The sequence below is a fragment of the Tepidimonas fonticaldi genome (assembly GCF_001675355.1).
GTDB lineage: Bacteria > Pseudomonadota > Gammaproteobacteria > Burkholderiales > Burkholderiaceae_C > Tepidimonas > Tepidimonas fonticaldi.
The window spans coordinates 86,553-108,120 of record NZ_LZDH01000065.1 but is presented as its reverse complement, the minus strand read 5'-3'; the positions used below and the strand labels follow the sequence as shown (position 1 = coordinate 108,120).

17 protein-coding genes and 1 pseudogene are annotated in these 21,568 nt (G+C 70.1%); 13 read left to right on the top strand and 5 right to left on the bottom strand.

What is annotated here, in order from left to right; genetic code table 11:
- Positions 1–18 precede the first annotated feature (18 nt).
- Positions 19–576, bottom strand: coding sequence for a DUF192 domain-containing protein (locus A9O67_RS10760; protein ID WP_082955528.1), 558 nt, complete (start codon positions 574–576; stop codon positions 19–21).
- Between the two features lie 97 nt (positions 577–673).
- Here A9O67_RS10760 and icd point away from each other — a divergent pair, with 97 nt between their 5' ends.
- From icd to clpA, 3 genes are all read left to right on the top strand, one after another.
- A complete protein-coding gene (gene icd, locus A9O67_RS10755) occupies positions 674–1,927 on the top strand; it encodes an NADP-dependent isocitrate dehydrogenase (RefSeq protein ID WP_068610192.1) in 1,254 nt (417 codons plus the stop codon).
- 157 nt (positions 1,928–2,084) lie between these two features.
- On the top strand, positions 2,085–2,441 hold the full coding sequence (gene clpS / locus A9O67_RS10750; protein WP_068610190.1) for an ATP-dependent Clp protease adapter ClpS: 357 nt from the start codon (positions 2,085–2,087) through the stop codon (positions 2,439–2,441).
- Between the two features lie 81 nt (positions 2,442–2,522).
- Entirely contained in the window at positions 2,523–4,862 is a 2,340-nt protein-coding gene (gene clpA / locus A9O67_RS10745; protein ID WP_068610188.1) for an ATP-dependent Clp protease ATP-binding subunit ClpA, read from the top strand.
- A gap of 38 nt (positions 4,863–4,900) precedes the next feature.
- On the opposite strand, the gene A9O67_RS10740 is transcribed toward clpA, so the two are convergent.
- Positions 4,901–5,440: a methylated-DNA--[protein]-cysteine S-methyltransferase gene (locus tag A9O67_RS10740; RefSeq protein ID WP_197484478.1), complete on the bottom strand. Its 540-nt coding sequence runs from the start codon at positions 5,438–5,440 to the stop codon at positions 4,901–4,903.
- A 101-nt stretch (positions 5,441–5,541) separates the two neighbouring features.
- Between A9O67_RS10740 and sbcB the strand changes: the two genes are divergently transcribed.
- A complete protein-coding gene (sbcB, locus tag A9O67_RS10735; protein WP_068610184.1) occupies positions 5,542–7,005 on the top strand; it encodes an exodeoxyribonuclease I in 1,464 nt (487 codons plus the stop codon).
- Here sbcB and A9O67_RS10730 read toward each other — a convergent pair.
- Both A9O67_RS10730 and A9O67_RS10725 read right to left on the bottom strand, forming a co-directional pair.
- The gene (locus A9O67_RS10730) at positions 6,975–9,635 is read right to left on the bottom strand and encodes a sensor domain-containing protein (protein WP_068610182.1); all 2,661 of its coding nucleotides are present in this window, start codon (positions 9,633–9,635) and stop codon (positions 6,975–6,977) included. The genes sbcB and A9O67_RS10730 overlap by 31 nt on opposite strands.
- A 100-nt stretch (positions 9,636–9,735) precedes the next feature.
- Positions 9,736–11,274: a helicase HerA-like domain-containing protein gene (locus A9O67_RS10725; RefSeq protein WP_068610181.1), complete on the bottom strand. Its 1,539-nt coding sequence runs from the start codon at positions 11,272–11,274 to the stop codon at positions 9,736–9,738.
- A gap of 134 nt (positions 11,275–11,408) precedes the next feature.
- Between A9O67_RS10725 and A9O67_RS10720 the strand changes: the two genes are divergently transcribed.
- The 8 genes and pseudogenes from A9O67_RS10720 to rng all read left to right on the top strand — a co-directional run bounded on the left by A9O67_RS10720 (position 11,409) and on the right by rng (position 18,153).
- Positions 11,409–12,134 carry a YebC/PmpR family DNA-binding transcriptional regulator gene (locus A9O67_RS10720; RefSeq protein WP_068610179.1) on the top strand — a complete coding sequence of 242 codons (726 nt, stop codon included), beginning with the start codon at positions 11,409–11,411 and terminating at the stop codon, positions 12,132–12,134.
- Positions 12,135–12,142: 8 nt separating this feature from the next.
- Positions 12,143–13,432 (top strand): phosphoribosylamine--glycine ligase, encoded by a 1,290-nt coding sequence (purD, locus tag A9O67_RS10715; RefSeq protein WP_068610631.1) that lies wholly within the window; start codon positions 12,143–12,145, stop codon positions 13,430–13,432.
- 55 nt (positions 13,433–13,487) lie between these two features.
- On the top strand, positions 13,488–14,408 hold the full coding sequence (hemF, locus tag A9O67_RS10710; RefSeq protein ID WP_068610177.1) for an oxygen-dependent coproporphyrinogen oxidase: 921 nt from the start codon (positions 13,488–13,490) through the stop codon (positions 14,406–14,408).
- Positions 14,409–14,422: 14 nt separating this feature from the next.
- On the top strand, positions 14,423–15,082 hold the full coding sequence (gene nadD, locus A9O67_RS10705) for a nicotinate (nicotinamide) nucleotide adenylyltransferase (RefSeq protein WP_156682307.1): 660 nt from the start codon (positions 14,423–14,425) through the stop codon (positions 15,080–15,082).
- Positions 15,083–15,094: 12 nt separating this feature from the next.
- Positions 15,095–15,451, top strand: a pseudogene (gene rsfS / locus A9O67_RS10700) (ribosome silencing factor); the annotation flags it as partial.
- A gap of 98 nt (positions 15,452–15,549) precedes the next feature.
- On the top strand, positions 15,550–16,020 hold the full coding sequence (gene rlmH, locus A9O67_RS10695; protein ID WP_068610175.1) for a 23S rRNA (pseudouridine(1915)-N(3))-methyltransferase RlmH: 471 nt from the start codon (positions 15,550–15,552) through the stop codon (positions 16,018–16,020).
- Positions 16,017–16,655 (top strand): Maf family protein, encoded by a 639-nt coding sequence (locus tag A9O67_RS10690; RefSeq protein WP_068610173.1) that lies wholly within the window; start codon positions 16,017–16,019, stop codon positions 16,653–16,655. The genes rlmH and A9O67_RS10690 overlap by 4 nt, the downstream gene beginning before the upstream one ends.
- A 13-nt stretch (positions 16,656–16,668) precedes the next feature.
- Positions 16,669–18,153, top strand: coding sequence for a ribonuclease G (gene rng / locus A9O67_RS10685; RefSeq protein ID WP_068610170.1), 1,485 nt, complete (start codon positions 16,669–16,671; stop codon positions 18,151–18,153).
- Positions 18,154–18,169: 16 nt separating this feature from the next.
- Here the strand turns inward: rng and msbA are convergent, their stop codons facing one another.
- Positions 18,170–20,002 carry a lipid A export permease/ATP-binding protein MsbA gene (msbA, locus tag A9O67_RS10680; protein ID WP_408033414.1) on the bottom strand — a complete coding sequence of 611 codons (1,833 nt, stop codon included), beginning with the start codon at positions 20,000–20,002 and terminating at the stop codon, positions 18,170–18,172.
- A 184-nt stretch (positions 20,003–20,186) separates the two neighbouring features.
- On the opposite strand from msbA, the gene tolB reads away from it, so the two are divergent.
- The gene (tolB, locus tag A9O67_RS10675) at positions 20,187–21,539 is read left to right on the top strand and encodes a Tol-Pal system beta propeller repeat protein TolB (protein ID WP_068610166.1); all 1,353 of its coding nucleotides are present in this window, start codon (positions 20,187–20,189) and stop codon (positions 21,537–21,539) included.
- Positions 21,540–21,568 lie beyond the last annotated feature (29 nt).

The window sequence follows — 21,568 nt, the reverse complement described above, 5'->3', positions numbered from 1 at the left end:
AAGCCAGGGCGGCGTCCGTCAACGCCCGCCAAACGGCCCGCCGGCCAGCCGAAAGCCGGGGCCGATGCCCCGCTTGGCAAACCAGCCCTGCGCGACCTCGAGCACATAGCGCACGGGCTCGCGCGAGCAGTGGCTGGTCTCGTCGAGCGGGCGCATATCTGCCAGGTTGACGATGCGGCCATCGTCCGCGACGAAGGCTGCCGTCAGCGGCACATAGGTGTTGCGCATCCAAAAGCACTGCACGGCCGGCGCCTCGAAGACGAACAGCATTCCTTCGTTGGGGGCGAGCTCCCGTCGCCACATCAGGCCGATCGAGCGCTGCTCGTGCGTCAGCGCCACCTGGGCATCGATCAGGTGCATTCCGGCGCGCAGCGACACGCGCGGCAAGTCCGTCTGGGCAGTCTGAGCCCGCTCGGCGGCGGGGGGCTGCACCGCCGCCGCCGGAGTCGCGCACAGCCCCACGGCCAGCGCCAGCACCGCCCAGAATCCCGCGCCTACCGGGCGCCGACCGCGCTGCCGCCGGCCCGACCAAGGGCGGCGGTGAAGGGCGGCCGGCAGGCGGAGCGGGGCAGGCATGGCGTCAGGTCCACGGAGGTTTTGTCGATAGAATCGATTCTAGAGCCCAGCGCCCACCCGGTGCTGTGCCGCATTACGCCCTACGGAGACCCCGCTCATGTATCAGCACATCCACGTGCCCGCTGAAGGCCAAAAGATCACCGTCAACGCCGACATGTCGCTCAACGTGCCGGACAACCCGATCATCCCGTACATCGAGGGGGATGGCACCGGCTTCGACATCACCCCGGTGATGATCAAGGTGGTGGATGCGGCGGTGGCCAAGGCCTACGGCGGCAAGCGCAAGATCCACTGGATGGAGGTCTACGCGGGCGAGAAGTCCACCAAAGTCTACGGGCCCGACGTCTGGCTGCCGGAGGAAACCCTGCACGCCCTCAAGGAATACGTGGTTTCCATCAAAGGCCCGCTGACCACCCCGGTCGGTGGCGGCATCCGCTCGCTCAACGTTGCACTGCGCCAGGAACTGGACCTCTACGTCTGCCTGCGCCCGGTGCGCTACTTCAAGGGCGTGCCCTCGCCGCTGAAGGAGCCGGAAAAGACCGACATGGTCATCTTCCGCGAAAACTCGGAAGACATCTACGCCGGCATCGAATACCCGGCGCAGAGCGACAAGGCCAAGAAGCTGATCAAGTTTTTGATCGAAGAGATGGGCGTGACCAAGATCCGCTTCCCGGAGACCTCGGGCATCGGCATCAAGCCCGTGTCCATCGAGGGGACCGAGCGCCTGGTGCGCAAGGCCATCCAGTACGCGATCGACAACGACAAGCCCAGCGTGACACTCGTGCACAAGGGCAACATCATGAAGTACACGGAAGGCGGCTTCCGTGACTGGGGCTATGCGCTGGCGCAGCGCGAATTCGGCGCCGAGCCGATCGACGGCGGTCCGTGGTGCAAGTTCAAGAACCCCAAGACGGGCAAGGACATCGTCGTCAAGGACTCGATCGCCGACGCCTTCCTGCAGCAGATCCTGCTGCGCCCGGCGGAGTACTCGGTGATCGCCACGCTCAACCTCAACGGCGACTACATCTCTGACGCGCTGGCGGCGCAGGTGGGCGGCATCGGCATCGCCCCGGGCGCCAACCTGTCCGACTCGGTCGCCTGCTTCGAGGCCACGCACGGCACGGCGCCCAAGTACGCCGGCAAGGACTACGTCAACCCCGGCTCCGAGATCCTCTCGGCCGAGATGATGCTGCGCCACATGGGCTGGAAAGAGGCGGCCGACCTCATCATCAGCAGCATGGAAAAGGCCATCCAGAGCAAGAAGGTCACCTACGACTTCGCGCGCCTGATGGAAGGTGCCACGCAAGTGTCGTGCTCGGGCTTCGGCCAGGTCATGATCGACCACATGTGATCGCTGCGCGGGCCGGGACGTGCCCGCGCCGTCCGCCGCGCCGGTCGGGCGTAATCCCTGGCGACCCACGCTGCCGCCGCCCCCTGGGGCGGCGGTGCTTTTTGGGCGACGGACGGCCAGGCCGCACCCCATGTGGGGGTGCCGAATTTATTGCAGAATGATTGCCATGGCCACGACACCAAAACAACCCGATCTGACCCCGAGCGTGCCCGGTGGCGGCGATGCGGTGGTGTTGGAGCGTCGCCGCCAGCGCGTGCAGCCGCCCAAGATGTACCAGGTCGTCCTGCTCAACGACGACTTCACGCCGATGGAGTTCGTCGTGCGCGTGCTGCAGGAGTTTTTCAACAAGGACCGCGAGACGGCGACCCAGATCATGCTCAAGATCCATGTGCACGGGCGCGGCGTGTGCGGCGTCTACACCCGCGATGTCGCCGCCACCAAGGTCGAACAGGTCACCCAGGCCGCACGGGCCGCGGGGCATCCGCTGCAGTGCGTGGCGGAACCCGTTGAATAACGAGAACTCCGCCCCACATACCCGAGTGTGCCGGTGGATGCATCGCGCTACAGTTGAACCCCGAAGTGAAGGAAGTGCCCCATGATTGCCCAGGAACTTGAAGTCAGCTTGCACATGGCCTTTGTCGAGGCCCGGCAGCAGCGGCACGAATTCATCACGGTCGAGCATCTGCTGCTGGCGCTGCTGGACAACCCCAGCGCCGCCGAGGTGCTGCGCGCCTGCAACGCCAACATCGACGATCTGCGCAAGTCGCTGACCACCTTCATCAAGGACAACACGCCCACCGTGGCGGGGACGGACGAGGTGGACACGCAACCGACGCTGGGCTTCCAGCGCGTGATCCAGCGCGCCATCATGCATGTGCAGTCCACCGGCAACGGCAAGAAAGAGGTCACCGGCGCCAACGTGCTGGTGGCCATCTTTGGCGAGAAGGACTCGCACGCGGTGTACTACCTGCACCAGCAGGGCATCACCCGGCTGGACGTGGTCAACTACATCGCGCACGGCATCCGCAAGGGCGAGTCGCCCGAGCCCGCCAAGTCCAGCGAGGGCAGCGCCGCCGAAAACGAGGAGGCCGGCGAGGCCAAGGGCAACGAGAAGGCGTCGGTGCTGGAGCAGTTCACCCAGAACCTCAACCAATCGGCCAAGGACGGCAAGATCGATCCCCTGATCGGGCGGGACTACGAGGTCGAGCGGGTGATCCAGATTCTGTGCCGCCGGCGCAAGAACAACCCGCTGCTGGTCGGCGAGGCCGGCGTGGGCAAGACCGCCATCGCCGAAGGGCTGGCCTGGCGCATCGTGCAAAAGGACGTGCCCGACGTGCTGGCCGATGCGACGGTGTATTCCCTGGACATGGGCGCGCTGCTGGCGGGCACCAAGTACCGCGGCGACTTCGAGCAACGCCTCAAGGGCGTGCTGAAGGCGCTCAAGGACAAACCCAACGCCATCCTGTTCATCGACGAGATCCACACCCTGATCGGGGCGGGCGCCGCTTCCGGCGGCACCCTGGATGCGTCCAACCTGCTCAAGCCCGCGCTGTCCAGCGGCCAGCTCAAGTGCATCGGCGCGACCACCTTCACCGAGTACCGCGGCATCTTCGAGAAGGATGCGGCGCTGTCGCGGCGCTTCCAGAAGGTGGACGTGGTCGAGCCCACGGTGGAGCAGACCATCGAGATCCTCAAGGGCCTGAAGTCGCGCTTCGAGGAGCACCACAGCGTCAAGTACGCCGCCGCGGCGCTGCAGGCCGCGGCCGAGCTGTCGGCCAAGTACATCAACGACCGCCACCTGCCCGACAAGGCCATCGACGTCATCGACGAGGCCGGGGCGGCGCAGCGCATCGTCGCGCCATCCAAGCGCAAAAAGACCATCGGCAAGGCCGAGATCGAGGAGATCGTCGCCAAGATCGCGCGCATTCCGCCGGCCAGCGTGTCCAGCGACGACCGCGGCAAGCTGCAAAACCTGGAGCGCGACCTCAAGGCCGTGGTGTTCGGCCAGGACAAGGCGCTGGAGGCCCTGGCCTCGTCCGTCAAGATGGCGCGCTCGGGCCTGGGCAAGCCGGACAAGCCGATCGGGGCGTTCCTGTTCAGCGGCCCCACGGGCGTCGGCAAGACCGAGGCGGCCAAGCAGCTCGCCTACATCCTCGGCATCGAGCTGATCCGCTTCGACATGTCGGAGTACATGGAGCGCCACGCGGTCAGCCGCCTGATCGGCGCGCCGCCGGGCTACGTCGGCTTCGACCAGGGCGGGCTGCTGACGGAAGCCATCACCAAGAAGCCGCACTGCGTGCTGCTGCTCGACGAGATCGAGAAGGCGCACCCGGACATCTTCAACGTGCTGCTGCAGGTGATGGACCACGGCACGCTGACCGACAACAACGGGCGCAAGGCCGACTTCCGCAACGTCATCATCATCATGACGACCAACGCCGGCGCCGAGACGATGAACAAGTCCACCATCGGCTTCACGACGCAGCGTCAGGCCGGTGACGAGATGGCCGACATCAAGCGCCTGTTCACGCCGGAGTTCCGCAACCGGCTGGACGCCATCGTCAGCTTCAAGCCGCTGGACGAGCAGGTCATCCTGCGCGTGGTGGACAAGTTCCTGCTGCAGCTGGAGCAGCAGCTGGCCGAGAAGAAGGTCGAGGTCACCTTCACCGACGCGCTGCGCAAGCACCTGGCGAAGAAGGGCTTCGACCCGCTGATGGGCGCACGCCCGATGCAGCGCCTGATCCAGGACACGATCCGGCGGGCGCTGGCGGACGAGCTGCTGTTCGGCCGGCTGGTGGACGGCGGGCGCCTGACGGTGGACGTCGAGACGCCCGAGGGCGGCGGCGAGCCGCAGGTCAAGCTCGACATCCAGCCGATGCCGAAGAAGGACCGCAAGGCCGAACCGGCCGAGCCGGAGGAGGCCACGGCCGACTGATGCACCCGCCCCGGGCCAGCCCCGGGCCGTGGGCGGGGTCAGGCGCGTGGCTGTGCCCCCTCGCGTTGCAGCAGCGCGCGCTTGCGTTCCAGCCCCCAGCGGTAGCCGGTGAGGCGGCCGTCGCTGGCGATCACCCGGTGGCACGGAATCACCACCGCCAGCGGGTTGGCGCCGCAGGCCTGCGCCACGGCTCGCGTGGCACGGGGGGCGCCCAGACGGCGGGCGACCTCGCCGTAGCCGAGGGTCTGGCCGGGGGGAATGGTGCGCAGCACCGCCCAAACGCGCTGCTGGAAGGCGGTCCCGCGGAGGTCCAGCGGCAGGGCGAAATCCTGGGCAGGGACTTCGATGAGCGCGGCGACCGCGTCCGCCCACGCGCGGTGCGTGTCCTGACCGTCCGCGAGGGCCGCGCGGGGAAAACGCCGGCGCAGATCGGCCCGCCAGGCGTCGTCCGGCATACCCAGCGCGACGGCGCACAGGCCGGCCGGGCTGACGGCGACCCGCACGTCCCCCAAGGGGCAGGGGGCGACGGCGGTGTGGAGGGTCTCTGGTGCAGGAGCAGTCGGGGGCTTAGGCGGCATGGCCCCACTGTACGCCAATCCACGCCCCGTGGGGCCGCGTGCCCCGATGTTGCCGACGTGACCCGACATGACCAGCGCGGCGCACCGGTTACCATGTCCGGGTGACCCAGACCGCCCACACCTTTTTTTGGCACGACTACGAGACCTTCGGCGCCGACGCCCGGCGGGATCGGCCCGCCCAGTTTGCCGGTCTGCGCACCGATGCCCAGCTCAACCCCATCGGCGAGCCCCTCATTGCGTACTGTCGCCCGGCACCGGACTATCTGCCCGACCCGGAAAGCTGCCTGATTACCGGCATCACGCCCCAGACCTGTCTGGACCGCGGCGTCAGCGAGCGCACCTTTGCCGAGTCCATCCTGGCCGAGCTGGAGCGTCCGGGCACCGTCGGTGTGGGCTACAACTCCATCCGCTTCGACGACGAGTTCACGCGCCACCTGTTGTGGCGCAATCTGCTCGATCCTTACGGCCGGGAGTGGCGCAACGGCTGCGGCCGTTGGGATGTGCTGGACGTGGTGCGCATGACGTGGGCGCTGCGCCCGCAAGGCATCGAGTGGCCGCGCCACCCCGACGGACGGCCGAGTTTTCGCCTCGAGGATCTGACGGCGGCGAACGGCCTCGCCCACACCCAGGCGCACGACGCCCTGTCGGATGTGCTGGCCACGGTGGCGGTGGCGCGCCTGATCCGCGAGCGCCAGCCCCGGCTGTTCGACTACGCCTTTGGGTTGCACCGGCGCGATCGCGTGATGCAGGTGCTGGGCCTGCCCGCGCTGGCGGGCCAGGCACGCCCCTTCGTGCATGTGTCGGGCCAGTTTTCCACCGAGCGGGGCTGCCTGGCGGTGATGTGGCCGCTGGCCAGCCACCCGTCCAACCGCAACGAGCTGCTGGCTTGGGATCTGGCCCACGATCCGCGCGAGCTGATCGATTTGCGGCCGGAGGAAGCCCGCCTGCGCCTGTTCACCCGCCAGGCGGACTTGCCCGAAGGGGTGCGGCGGCTGCCGCTCAAGAGCATCCACCTCAACCGCTCGCCCATGGTGGTCAGCAACCCGGCGGTGCTGCAGGATGGCGCCGCCGAGCGCTTCGGGCTGGATTTGGGGCTCATCCAGCGGCACGCCGCCTACGCGGCCGGCCTGCCCGATCTGGGCGCGCTGTGGGCCGCGCTGTTCGGGCGCGACGTGCCTGCCGGGCCGGCGGATGTGGACGGGGCGCTCTACGACGGTTTCGTCGGTGACGAGGACCGCCGGCGGCTGGCGCGGCTGCGCCAGCTCGACCCCGCCGATCCGGCGTGGCAGCGGGCGGGGTTCGACGATCCGCGGCTGCCGGAGCTGGTGTTTCGCTTCCGCGCCCGCAACCACCCCGAGTCGCTGCGCGACGATGAGCGCTTGCGCTGGCGCGACCACTGCCGCGCTCGATTGATGGACGGCACTGGGGGCTTTGCACCGCTGCCGGCCTATCTGGAGCGGCTGGATGCATTGGCCGAAGGCGCCGTCGAGCGCGGTGACGAGCGCGCGCAGGCGATCCTGGCCGATTTGATGGACTACGCCGCCTCGCTGGCGCCGGAGGACTGACCGGCGGCCCGCCACAGCGCCAGGTGCTCGCCGCGCGCCACGCGCTGCAGATGGCCACCCACCTGCAGGGCCGGCATGGGCCGCCCCAGCCCAAAGCCCTGCACCGCGTCGCAGCCGATCTGGCGCAGCGCATGCAGTTGCGCGGCCGTCTCCACGCCTTCGGCCACCGCCTCGCGCCCCAGGCGGTGCGCCAAGGCGACGGCCGCGGTGACGATGGCGGCATCGTCCGCGTCGTCGGCCACATCCCGCACGAAGGTGCGATCGATCTTGAGCCGGTCGATCGGCAGGTGCTTGAGGTAGGCCAGGGACGAGTACCCCGTGCCAAAGTCGTCGATCGCGATGCGTGCGCCCAGCTCGCGCAGGCGCGACAGCTCGGCTTCGGCGCGCCGCGGGTCGCGCATCATGGCCCCTTCGGTGATTTCGAATTCGATGCCGAGCAGGGGCAGCGCAGCTGCGGCACCTTCAGGGTCGGCCGCGGCGAACGCGTCGCGGATGCGCTCGGCCAGCCCCTCGCGGTCGAACTGGCGCGCCGACAGGTTGATGCTGAGCAACAGCGGCCACTCCGGGTACAGCTGCTGCCAGCGCTGCCGCTGGCGGGCGACCGCCGTGCACACCCAGCGGCCCAGCGCCTCGATCAGGTCGGCCGACTGCTCGGCCATCGGCACGAAGGCGGCCGGTGAGAGCACTTCGCCATCCGCCTGCGGCCAGCGCAGCAGGGCCTCGAAGCCCAGCAGCGGCATCCCGTCGCTCAGCGCGTGGATGGGCTGGTAGTACAGCTCGAGGGCGTCGCCCGCGATGGCCTCGCGCAGGCGTGCCTCCAGGTCGATGCGGCGCAGGACCTGTTCGTTCATGGCCGGGGTGTAGTAGCGCCACCCCGCGCCGCCATCGCCCTTGGCGTGGTACATCGCGATGTCGGCCAGCCGCAGCAGCTCCGCGGCACGGCGCCCGTCGCGTGGGAAGGAGGCGATGCCGATCGACGGCGTGACATAGGCGCGCAGCACCCCATGGGCCCCGCTGTCGACGGTGAAGGGCTCCGACATGGCTTGCACGATCTGCAACGCAACCCGCGCGGCGTCGGCTTCGTCCTGCATGCCGGTCAAGGCCACGACGAATTCGTCGCCACCGATGCGCGCGACGATGTCGCTGGCCCGCAGGCGGGAGCGCAGCCGCTGCGCTGCCTCTACCAGCACCTGGTCGCCTGCCTCGTGGCCCAGAGAGTCGTTGATGGCCTTGAAGCGGTCCAGATCGATGAACAGCACGCCCAGGGGTCGGCCGTCGCGCTCGGCCGCGGCCAGCGCCTGGTCCAGCGCGACCGGCAGTGCATGCCGGTTGGTCAGGCCGGTGAGGGCGTCGGTGCGCGCCAGCCGCTCGATGGTGTCCTGGGCGGCGCGGCGCTCGGTGACGTCGGTGTACACGGTGACGAAGCCGCCCGTCGCCAGCGGCTGGCCGCGCACATGCAGCACCCGGCCATTCGGGCGGACGCGCTCGAACTCGTGCGGCTCGAAACGCAGGGCGCGCTCGCGCATCTCCGCAAGCAGGCGGTGCGGGTCGGTTTGCGCGCCGTATTCGCCGCGCTCGATGTTGTAGCGCAGCACATCGACCAGGGTCAGATCGGGCCGCTCGAACAGCGGTCGGGGCAGGTCCAGCAGGTCGAGCAGGCGGTCGTTCCAGACTTGCATGCGCAACTCCCGATCGACCATCGAGACGCCGACGGGAATGTTGTCCACCAGCGTGCGCAGGATGTCGCGCGCCTGCGCCAGCCGCTCGCGCTCCTGCTTCTGCTCGGTGATGTCGGTGTAGGTGGTGACGAAGCCCACCACCTCGCCATCGCGCAGAATCGGCTCGCCAATGACCAGGTGCGTGCGGCCGTTGGGACGGGTGCGCTCCAGCCGGTGGGCGCGAAATTGCAGCGCGAGGCGCCGGCGTTCGGCCACCGCCTGCTCCGGATCCACCGCACCGTACTCGCCGCGCTGGGCCGGCACCCGGATCAGGTCGTCGAAGTCCACCCCGTCGTAGAGCAGCTCCTGCGGCAAGTCGAGCACGCGCCCGAATTCCGCATTCCAGACCCGCAGTTTGAGCTGGCGGTCGAACACGCTCAAGCCCATCGGCAGGTTTTGCACGATGGCTTCCAGGTATGCCGATCGCTCGCGCAGCGCCGCCTCCAGCCGCGCCCGCTCGCTGATGTCGAGGTTGACGCCAAATGCGACGCGCTGCCCCGTGGCCGGTTCGCGCGTCACGACGATGCGCAGCATATGGTGGGTGATGCGGCCGTCCGGCTGCTGGATCCGGTAGCCCGCCTCCCCGCTGCCGCGTGCGTAAGACTCTTCCAACACGCGATGCACCCGCTCGCGGTCTTCCGGGACCAACTGGCGCAGCGAGCGTTCGCGTTCGGCCGGCTCGTCCGGTGCGATGCCGTGCATGCGCCGGAACACATCCGACCACCACAGTGCCTGCGTGTCCAGGTTGCGCTGCCAGTGCGCGATGTCCAGCCGGTCGAACAGCTCCGAGATCCAGCGCTGCTCCTCTTGCAGCAAGGTGCGGGCGCGATCCCGCGCCCGCCGCTCGCGCCACCAGCCGGCCCCCAGCGCGATGGCCAGGGCCCACCCGGCGAGGGCCAGCCAGGCGGTCATTCCGTGTGTCTCCTGCAGTGCCGATGCATGGGCGCCCAGTGTAGGCCGACGCCGTGCCCGACGGGGAGGGCACAAACCCGGGGGCGGCTGCCGACGCCGCTCAGCGCCGCCGGGTGCTGCCGCCGACCAGGCCGCCCAGCAGCCCGCGCACGAGCTGCCGGCCCAGGTTGGCGCCAATCTCGCGCACCGCGGTCTTGACCACCGCCTGGACCAGCCCGTCGTGCTGCCCGCCGCGCGGGCCGGTGCGGCCAAACAGCACCTCGCCCACGCGGGCACCCAGGCCGGTGGAATCGGCCGGTGCCGACCGGGGCGCGGCGGCCGTCGAGCCGGCGGCACCCGCACCGTCGCGCGGCGGCTGAGCGCCCTGGTGGCTGGCGCGCAGCCGCTCGTAGGCGCTTTCGCGATCCACCGCCTGGTCGTACACCCCCGCCACCAGCGAGCCACGCAGCAGCGCCTGGCGCTCCTGCGGCGTCACCGGCCCCAGGCGGCTGCCGGGGGGCATGACCCAGACCCGCTCGGTCTCGCTCGGTCGGCCCTTGGCATCGAGCAGGCTCACCAGGGCCTCGCCCACGGCCAGTTCGGTGATCGCGGCCTCGATGTCCAGCCCCGCCTTGGGCCGCATCGTCTGTGCGGTGGCCTTGACGGCCTTCTGGTCGCGCGGGGTGAAGGCCCGCAGCGCGTGCTGGATGCGGTTGCCCAACTGGCCCAGCACGCTGTCCGGGATGTCGAGCGGATTCTGGGTGACGAAGTACACGCCCACGCCCTTGGAGCGCACCAGTCGCACGACCAGTTCGATTCGCTCCACCAACACCTTGGGGGCGTCTTCGAACAGCAGGTGCGCCTCGTCAAAAAAGAACACGAGCTTGGGCTTGTCCAGGTCGCCCACCTCCGGCAGCGCTTCGAACAGCTCCGACAGCAGCCATAGCAAAAAGGTGCCGTACAGCCGCGGCGCGTTGAGCAGCTTGTCGGCGGCCAGGATGTTGACCACGCCTTGGCCGTTCACGGTCTGCATCAGGTCGGCGATGTCGAGCATCGGCTCGCCAAAAAACCGGTCCGCCCCCTGCTGTTCCAGCGCCAGCAGCCCGCGCTGGATGGCGCCGATGCTGGCCGCGCTGATGTTGCCGTATTCGGTGGTGAACTGCCGGGCGTTGTCGCCGACGTGCTGCAGCATTGCGCGCAGGTCTTTCAGGTCCAGCAGGAGCAGGCCCTGGTCGTCGGCAATCTTGAACACCAGGTTGAGCACGCCGGCCTGGGTGTCGTTGAGGCCGAGCATGCGCGCCAGCAGCAGCGGGCCCATGTCGCTGATCGTGGCGCGCACCGGGTGGCCCTGCTCGCCAAACACGTCCCACAGCGTCACCGGGCAGGCGGTGGGCGGCGGTGGTGTGATGCCGCGGTCTGCCAGCACCTGGGCCAGCTTGCCCTCGATGCGCCCGGGCTGGCTGATGCCGGTCAGGTCGCCCTTGACGTCGGCCATGAACACCGGCACCCCCCGGCGCGAGAAGCCCTCGGCCAGCGTCTGCAGCGTGACGGTCTTGCCGGTGCCGGTGGCGCCGGTCACCAGTCCGTGGCGGTTGGCCTTGTCGGGCAGCAGCAGGCACTCGACGGCGTCGCGGCGGGCGATCAGGATCGGCTCGGTCATGGCGGGGTGTCCGGGGCGTGAGGGCAGGGTTGGAATCGCTGGCGGCAGGCCGCAGCAGGGGGCCGCGTAGAATAGCGGGCTACCCCCAACGGTCAGCCTGACCCGATTATCGCGACGGAATCGACGAGGTTTGCATGGCAGGACATTCCAAGTGGGCCAACATCCAGCACCGCAAGGCGCGCCAGGACGAGAAGCGCCAGCGCATCTGGACGCGCGTGGTGCGCGAGATCATGATCGCCGCCCGCCAGGGCGGCGGTGACCCGGCCGCCAACCCGCGCCTGCGGCTGGCCATCGACAAGGCCAAGGCCGCCAACATGCCGGCCGACACCATCAAGCGCAACATCGACAAGGCCACCGGCAACCTCGAGGGCGTCAACTACGAAGAGGTGCGCTACGAGGGCTACGGCATCGGCGGCGCGGCCGTCATCGTCGACTGCATGACCGACAACCGCGTGCGCACCGTGGCCGAGGTGCGCCATGCCTTCAGCAAGCACGGCGGCAACCTGGGCACCGAGGGGTCGGTGGCGTTCCAGTTTCAGCACTGCGGCCAGATCGTCTTCGAGCCCGGCACCAGCGAGGACAAGGTGATGGAAGTCGCCCTGGAGGCCGGCGCCGACGACGTGATCACGCAGGAGGACGGCTCGATCGAGGTGCTGACCGCGCCGGCGCAGTTCGAGGCCGTGCGCGACGCGCTGCAGGCCGCGGGGCTGACCCCCGCGATGGCCGACATCACCTGGCGGCCCTCCAACTCCGTGGTGCTGGAGGGCGAGGACGCGCAGCGCATGCAAAAGCTGCTCGACGCCATCGAAGACCTGGATGACGTGCAGGACGTCTTCCACAACGCGGAACTGCCGGAATGAACGAACGCATTCGGGTGCTGGTCGTCGGCGGCGGCGGCCGCGAGCACGCGCTGGCGTGGAAGCTCAAACAATCCCCGCGCGCGGAGCAGGTGTTCGTCGCGCCCGGCAATGGCGGTACCGCGCGCGATCCGGATCTGGTCAATGTGCCCATCACCGACGTCGCGGCCTTGCGTGACTGGGCGCTGGCCAACCGCATCGGCCTGACCGTGGTGGGGCCGGAAGCCCCGCTGGCCGCCGGCATCGTGGACGTCTTTCGCGCCGCGGGCCTGCGCATCTTCGGCCCGACGCAGGCGGCCGCGCAGCTCGAAAGCTCCAAGGCCTTTGCCAAGGCGTTCATGCAGCGCCACGGCATCCCTACCGCGGCGCACGAGACGTTCTCCGACCCTGCGGCGGCGCACGCCTACGTGGACCGGGTGGGCGCCCCCATCGTCGTCAAGGCCGACGGCCTGGCGGCGGGCAAGGGCGTGGTCGTGGCCATGACGGCCGCCGAGGCGCACGAGGCGATCGACTTCATGCTGGTGGACAACCGCCTGGGCGTGCAGCACAACGCCGAGGGCGCGCGTGTGGTCATCGAGTCCTACCTTCAAGGGGAGGAGGCCAGCTTCATCGTGCTGGTGGATGGCACCCATGTGCTGCCGCTGGCCACCAGCCAGGACCACAAGCGGCTGCTGGACGGCGACGCCGGGCCCAACACCGGCGGCATGGGCGCGTATTCGCCCGCGCCCGTCGTCACGCCTGCGGTGCACGCGCGCGCCCTGCGCGAGGTGATCGAGCCGACCGTGCGCGCCATGGCGGCCGAGGGCACGCCATACACGGGCTTTTTGTATGCGGGGTTGATGGTGGCGCCGGACGGCAGCATCCAGACGCTGGAGTTCAACTGCCGCATGGGCGACCCGGAGACGCAGCCCATCCTGATGCGCCTGCGCAGCGACCTGGTGGAGGTGTTGCTGGCGGCGACCGATGGGCGGTTGGATACCATCTCCTTGGACTGGGACCCGCGCGTCGCTCTGGGCGTGGTGGTGGCGGCCGCCGGCTACCCGCTCACGCCCCGCAAGGGGGATGTCGTCACCGTGCTGCCGGCGGACGCGGCGGATGCCGTCGTCTTCCACGCGGGCACCGCGCTGCAGCAGGGGCAGTTGGTGACCAGCCGCGGGCGCGTGCTGTGCGCCACCGCGCTGGGGGCCGACGTCGCCGCGGCCCGCGACCGCGCGTATGCGCTGGTGCGCGGCATCGCCTTCGACGGCATGCAGTACCGACACGACATTGGCCACCGCGCGCTGGCGCGTCAGGCCGGCTGAACGCGCCCGCGGCCGGGCAGGCCGGCCGCCCACCGCGCCCCCTGAGGAGGCAACCATGGCCCACGAGCCCGTGACCCAGATGCGCGAATACCTGTTGGGCTTGCAGCAGCGCATCACCAGCGCCATTTCCGAGATCGACGGCCGCTCCTTCCTGTCCGACGCCTGGGAGAAGGCGCCGGGGGAGGCGCTGCAGGGCAGCGGCGTGACGCAAATCCTGGAAGGCGGCGAGGTGTTCGAGCGCGCCGGCTGTGGGTTTTCGCACGTCAGCGGCCCCAAGCTGCCCCCGTCGGCCACGCAGCACCGGCCCGAGTTGGCTGGCGCGCCGTTCGAGGCCTTGGGCGTGTCGCTGGTGTTCCATCCGCGCAACCCGTATGTGCCCACCGTGCACATGAATGTGCGCATGATCACGGCGCGCCCGGCCCGCGGCGGCGAGGCGGTGAGCTGGTTCGGCGGCGGCATGGACCTCACGCCCTACTACGGCTTCGAGGAGGATGCGGTGCACTTCCACCGCACCTGCGCGCAGGCGCTGGTGCCCTTCGGCGCGGACAAATACCCGCGCTTCAAGGCCTGGTGCGACGACTACTTCTGCCTGCGCCACCGCGGCGAGCAGCGCGGCATCGGCGGGATTTTTTACGACGACTTTTCGGAGCTGGGCTTCGAGGGCGGTTTTGCGATGACGCGCGCCGTGGGCGACGCCTTTTTGCACGCCTACCTGCCCATCGTGCAGCGCCGCGTCGGCACACCCTACGGCGAGCGCGAACGCCAGTTCCAGCTCTACCGCCGCGGCCGCTATGTCGAGTTCAACCTGGTCTGGGACCGGGGCACGCACTTCGGGTTGCAGTCGGGCGGGCGCACCGAGTCCATCCTGCTGTCCATGCCGCCGCTGGTGCGCTGGTCGTACAACGAGCGGCCCCAGCCCGGCACGCCCGAGCATCGGCTGTTGACCGAATTTCTGGTGCGCCGCGACTGGCTGTGACCGGTTCTGCCCCCGTGTGCGCCCCCGCTGCGCGCCGCATCGGTGTGTACGGCGGCGCATTCGACCCGCCCCATCGGGCGCACCGGGCCCTGGCCGAGGCGGCGCTGCGGCAACTCTCGCTCGACACCCTGCTGATCCTGCCCACCGGACAGGCCTGGCACAAGGCGCGCCCCCTGACCGACGCGCGGCACCGGCTGGCCATGTGCCGCCTGGCCTTTGCCGATTTGCCCGGGGTGGTGGTGGATGGGCGAGAGATCGCTCGCGACGGCCCGACGTACACCGTGGACACCCTGGCCGAGCTGCGCGCCGAGCATCCCGGGGCGGCGCTGTTCGTGGTGATGGGGGCCGATCAGTGGCTGGCCTTTCGCACCTGGCGGCGCTGGGAGGACATTCTGCGCTGGGCGACGGTGGCCGTGGCCAACCGGCCGCTGGTCGGGGGTAGTGCGCCGTTGCCCGATCTGGCCCAGGTGGGGCTGCCGTTCGTCGCGCTCGATCTGCCCCCGACGGATCTGAGCGCCACGGCCGTGCGCGACCAGTGGCGCCAGGCCAACCGGCCATCCGGCGCCCGTGACGCGACCCCCGCCCCGGATGGGGCGGCGCTGGTGCCGCCTGCCGTCGCGCGGTATATTTCCGACCATCGGCTCTATGCTGCGACGCACGGGCCGGCCGCTTGATACACCGATTCCATGACCGACACCGCCGCCCAACGCCAGATCCAGAAACTCCAGCGCGCCATCGTCGACGGCCTCGAGGACGTCAAGGCCCAGGACATCCAAGTCTTCAACACCGAGGCGATCACGCCGCTGTTCGAGCGGGTCATCATCGCCAGCGGCACCTCCAACCGCCAGACCAAGGCGCTGGCCGCCAGCGTGCGCGACAAAGTGGCCGAGGCCGGGTTTGCCAAACCCCGGGTGGAGGGCGAGGACAATGGCGAGTGGATCATCGTGGATTGCGGCTCGGCCGTCGTGCATGTGATGCAGCCCGCCATCCGCCAGTACTACCGGCTGGAAGAGATCTGGGGCGGCAAGCCGGTGCGCCTGCGCCGGGCGGCCCCGCGTGCCGCCACCCCGTCGGCGGCCGGGGCCACCGCCCCGCGGGCGTCCGTGCCGCGGCGCCGCCGCCCGGCGGCCGACGACGCCGCATGAAGTGGCATTTGCTGGCCGTGGGCCAGCGCATGCCCGACTGGGCCGAGGCGGCCTACGAGGATTACGCCAAACGCTTTCCGCCCGAGGCGCGGGTGCATCTGCGCACCGTCAAGGCCGAGCCGCGCACCAGCGGCAAACCCCCGGAAGCGCTGATGGCGGCCGAGCGCCAGCGCCTGGAGGCCGCCTGCCCCAAAGGCGCCCGCCTGGTCGTGCTGGACGAGCGCGGCGACCGCTGCACCACGCAGGAGCTGGCGCAGCGCCTGCGGCAGTGGCAGCTCGACGGCGTCGATGTCGCTTTCGTGATTGGCGGGCCGGACGGGCTGGATCCCGCGCTGCGCCAGGCCGCCCAGCACCGGCTGCGCCTGTCCGACCTGACCTTGCCGCACGCCCTGGCGCGCGTGCTGCTCATCGAGCAACTCTACCGGGCGTGGTCCATCAACACCGGCCACCCCTACCACCGCGAATGACCGAGGCCCGACCCGACCTGCCCACCGACGACCGCCCATGGGTGTACCTGGCGTCGCAAAGCCCACGCCGCCGCCAGTTGCTGGAGCAATGGGGCGTGACCGCCGTGCCGCTGCTGCCGGATGCCGACGAGGACCCCGAGGCGCTGGAGTGCGTGCAGCCCGGGGAGGCACCGCTGGTCTATGTGCGGCGCGTCACCCGCCTCAAGCTGCGGGCGGCGGAGGCCCGGCGCCAGCGCCGGGGCTGGCCGGCCGGTCTGGTTCTGTGTGCCGACACCACCGTGGCGGACGGGGGCGACATCCTCGGCAAGCCGGCGGATGCCGCGGACGCCGCCTGCATGCTGCAGCGCCTGTCGGGCCGGCGCCACCAGGTGCTCACCGCGGTGGCGGTCGCGCGGGGACGGCGCGAGTGGCTGGCGGTGAACCGCTCGACGGTCACCTTCAAGCCCCTGACGGCGGAGGACATTGCGGCCTACATCGCCACCGGCGAGCCGTTCGGCAAGGCGGGCGCCTATGGCATCCAGGGCCGCGCCGGTCTGTGGGCGCGGCGCATCACCGGCAGCTACACCGGCATCATGGGCCTGCCCGCGTACGAGACGGCCGAGCTGCTGCGCCGCGCCGGTCTGTCTCTGCGGTAAGCTGTCGGCCACCATGGCCCAGCACGACATCCTCATCAACTGGTCCCCGCAGGAGTCCCGCGTCGCTCTGATCGAACAGGGGGCGGTGCAGGAGGTGCTGCTGGAGCGCGCGCTGGAGCGCGGTCTGGTGGGCAATATCTATGTCGGGCGGGTGCAGCGGGTGCTGCCCGGCATGCAGTCCGCGTTCATCGACATCGGGCTGGAGCGCACGGCGTTTCTGCACGTGGCCGATTTGCTGCCGCAGATCAACGCCCGCCATGCCCCGGCGCGCGCGGGCGAGCCCGAGGCCCCCAGCATGCCCCCCATCGAGCGCCAGGTGTTCGAGGGGCAGTCGATCCTGGTGCAGGTGCTCAAGGACCCGATCGGCACCAAGGGCGCGCGGTTGACCGCGCAGATCAGCATCGCGGGGCGGCTGCTGGTGTTTCTGCCCCAGGACGGGCACGTCGGCGTGTCGCAGAAAATCCCGCCGGCCCAGCGCGAGGCGCTGCGCCAACGCCTGCTCGCCCTGGTGGGCGACGGCGGAGGCGGCTTCATCCTGCGCACGAATGCCGAGGACGCCAGCGACGAAGAACTGGCCGAGGACATCGCCTACCTGCGCAAGACCTGGGCCCGCATCCGCGAGCGGGCGGTGCAGGTGGCGCCCCCCGCGCTGCTGCACGAGGACCTGACCCTGGTGCAGCGGGTGCTGCGCGATCTGGCCGGGCCGCAGACGCGCTCCATCCAGGTGGATTCGCGCGAGCAGTTTGCGGCCCTGCAGGCGTTTGCCCAGGAGTACACGCCGCAGGTGGCGGACCGGCTGGTCCTCTACCGCGGCGAGCGGCCCATCTTCGACCAATACCATGTGGACGAGGAGATCGAGCGCGCGCTCGGGCGCCGCGTCGATCTCAAATCGGGCGGCTATCTGGTGTTCGACCAGACCGAGGCGCTGACGACGATCGATGTCAACACCGGCGGCTTCGTCGGGGCGCGCAACTTCGACGACACGGTCTTTCGCACCAACCTGGAAGCGGCCCAGGCCATCGCGCGCCAATTGCGGCTGCGCAACCTGGGCGGCATCGTCATCATCGATTTCATCGACATGGTGCGCGACGACCACCGCGACGCCGTGCTGGCCGAGCTGCGCAAGCAGCTCGCGCGCGACCGCGTCAAGACGATGATCGGCGGCTTCTCGCAACTGGGGCTGGTGGAGATGACGCGCAAGCGCACACGCGAATCGCTGGCGCAGATGCTGACCGAAACCTGCCCGGCCTGTGACGGGCGCGGCCGGGTGCGCACCACGCGCACCGTTTGCTACGACATCCTGCGCGAGATCCTGCGCGAGGCGCGCGCCTTCAACCCGCGCGAGTTCCGCATCATCGCCGCGCCGCAGGTGGTCGAGCGCTTCCTGGACGAGGAAAGCCAACACCTCGCGGGGCTGTCGGACTTCATCGGCAAGCCCATTTCGCTGCAGAGCGAAAGCACCATGACGCAGGAGCAGTACGACATCGTGCTGATGTGAGCGGGCGGTCGGCGGCTCAGGCCGCGTCTTCGGCGGCGACGACGGGGCTTTCGCCATCGTCCAGCCAGCCGCCGCTGCCTTGGGCGTAGAGCCGGGCATACAGCCCGCCGGCCGCCAGCAGTTCCCCGTGGCGGCCCTGCTCGATCACCCGCCCGGCCTCCAGCACGACGATGCGGTCGGCATGGGCGATGGTCGAGAGGCGGTGCGCGATCACGAGCGTGGTGCGCCCGGCCATCAGCCGGCCCAGGGCCTCTTGCACCAGGCGCTCGGATTCGTTGTCCAGGGCGGAGGTGGCTTCGTCCAGGATGAGCACCGGCGCATCCTTGTAAATCGCGCGCGCGATGGCGAGCCGCTGGCGTTGCCCGCCGGACAACTGGGCCGCGTTGTGGCCCACGACGGTCTGCAGGCCCTGCGGCAGTGTCGACCACCAGTCGCCCAGGTTGGCCGCCTCGAGCGCGGCGCGCACGCGCGCCTCGTCGGGGTGGTCGTCGCCCAGCGCCACGTTGGTCAGCACCGTGTCGTTGAGCATGACCACGTCCTGGCTGACGATCGCAAACTGCCGCCGCAGGGCGCGCAAATCCCACTCGCGCACATCCACGCCGTCGAGCCGGACGGTGCCGTGGCTGGGGGCGACGAAGCGCGGCAGCAGGTTGATCAGCGTCGTCTTGCCCGATCCGGACGGGCCGACGAACGCCACCACCTCGCCCGGCGCAATCTCCAGCGACACGCCGCGCACTGCCGCGCCCGGCTGGCCCGCATAGCGCACCCACACGTCCTGCAGGCTGATGCGCCCCAGCGCCCGCCCGCCGTCGTGCTGCCCGCCGCTTTGCACCGGCGTGTCCTCGATCAGCGCCACCCCGCGTTCCAGCGCAGCCAGCCCGCGCGTGATCGGGGTGGCGATGTCCGCAAGCTGGCGAATCGGCGTCACGAGCATCAACATCGCCGTCACGAAGCCGACGAAGCTGCCGACCGATACCCCGCCGGAGGCCTGGTGCAGCGCCACCATGATGACGGCCGACAAGGCCGTGGCCGCCAGGATCTGCGACAGCGGCGTCATGGCCGCGGCCGCGACCGTGCTCTTGAGCGCCAGGCCGCGCAGCGCGGCGTTGAGGGCCGCAAACCGCCGCTGTTGCTGTGCCTGGGCGCCGTGCAGCCGCACCAGCCGGTGGGCCAGCACATTTTCCTCGACCACATAGGCCAGTTCGTCGGTGGCGGCCTGGCTGCGTCGGGTCACGCCGTACAGCCGGCGCGACAGCGCCTTCATGCCCCAGGACAGCGGCGGGAACATGGCCAGCACGATCAGCGTGAGCTGCCAGTTGAGCCACAGCAGATAGGCCAGCAGCGCGGCGATCGTGAGCACGGTGCGCACCAGGGTCAGCAGCGCGCCGACGAGCTGCCCAGCGCCGTTTTGCACTTCGTAGACCAGGGTGTTCGACAGGCGGCTGGCGTTTTGTTCGGCGAACAAGCGCAGGTCCGCCTCGCCCAGCCGCTCGAACATGGCGCGCCGCAGCGCCACCATGCCCCCGTTGGTGGTGTAGGCCAGCCCGTACTGCGCGACGAAGGTGGCCACCCCGCGCAGCGCGAACAGGCCGATCAGCGCCACGGGGACCGTCCACAGGGGCAGGCCGCCCGCGATGAACCCTTCGTCGAGCAGCAGCTTCAGCAGGGCGGGGATGGCGGGCTCGGTCAGCGCCGCCAACAGGGCCCCCAGGGCGGCGATACCCACCCCCGCCCGCGCGGGGCGAAAGTACGGCCACAGGCGCCGCAGCCGGTCGCGCACGCGCGCGCCAGCCCTGGCCCCTTCGGGGCCGGCGGCAGATGGGGAGGGGTCGGGCGCTGTGGTCGACAAGGCGGGCGGTGGAGCGGGGCCGTTGCGGCGGGAACTTTCTTGGGGGTGGTCGACACCCAGGGCCACGGTGACGCTTCCGGTATTATCCGCCGTACCGCGCATTTCCCGCACAGATTTCCCGCACCCACCGCGCACGACGCGGTGGCGTGTTCGTCTCATCGTCCGACCGCCAACCACCGTTTCGATGACGCTCCTCGATCGCTTCGGCACCCCCTTGTCCGGTCTGGAACGCGGCACTGCGCCGTCCCCGTCGTTCGCTCCGCTGTCGCGCCGCGGGCTGCTCGCGTCGGCTGCGGCCGGTGCGTTGGCCGCCTGGTCGGCGCCGGCAGCCGCCCAGTTCCGGGTCGAGGTGACCGGCGTCGGCGTGCAGCAGATTCCGTTCGCGGTCGCGCCGTTTCGGGTGCCCTCCGGCCTGCCGCAGGACGTGGCGGCCATCGTCGCGGCCGACCTGGTGCGCAGCGGCCAGCTCCGCCAGATTGCGGGCGGCCCCGCGGGGCTGGACGAGGCCTCGCGTCCGGACCTCGGACCCTGGCGCACCCAGGGGGCGGATGCGCTGATCACCGGCAGCGTGCGCGGGCTGGCGGATGGCCGTTTCGACGTCCGGTTCCGCCTGTGGGACGTGGTGCGCGGCACCGACCTGGGGGGGCTGAGTTACCCCGTGAGCGCGGCCGACCTGCGGCTGGCGGCGCACCGCATTGCCGACTACGTGTACGAAAAGCTCACTGGCGAGCGGGGTGTGTTTTCCACGCGCATCGCCTATGTCACCAAAAACGGCGACCGTCACCAGCTCTGGGTGGCCGATGCCGATGGCGAGAATGCCCAGCCCGCCCTGACCAGCCGCGAGCCCATCATCTCCCCCGCGTGGTCGCCCAACGGCACGCAGCTTGCCTATGTGTCGTTCGAATCGCTCAAGCCCGTCATTTACGCGCACGACATCGCCACCGGCCGGCGCCGGCTGCTGGCGAGTTTCCGCGGCTCCAACAGCGCGCCGGCGTGGTCGCCCGACGGCCGGCGCCTGTACGCCACGCTGACCCTGGCGGGCAGCTCGCAGATCTACGCGCTCGACCTGGACGGCGGCCAGCCGCAGCGCATCACCCAGACCGGCGGCATCGACACTGAGCCCGCCTTTGCCCCCGACGGCAAGGCGGTCTATTTCGTCAGCGACCGGGGTGGTTCGCCGCAGATCTACCGCATGACCCCGGATGGGCGTGAGGTCACGCGCGTCACCTTCGAGGGGGGCTACAACATCTCCCCGGCGGTCAGCCCCGACGGCCGGCAGTTGGCCTTCGTCTCCCGCATCGGGGATGCGTATCGCCTGCGCTTGATGGATCTGGCCAGCGGAACCGTCACCTCGCTGACCGACACCAACGCCGACGAAAGCCCGAGCTTTGCGCCCAACGGCCGCCTGATCATCTATGCCACGCGCGTGCAGGGCCGCGAGTCGCTGATGACCACCACCCTGGACGGACGCATCAAGACGCGGCTGGCGGCAGCGGGCAGCGTGCGCGAGCCCGATTGGGGGCCGTTCCTGGCCTGATGGCACGGGCGCGCCGGCCGGCTTCTTTT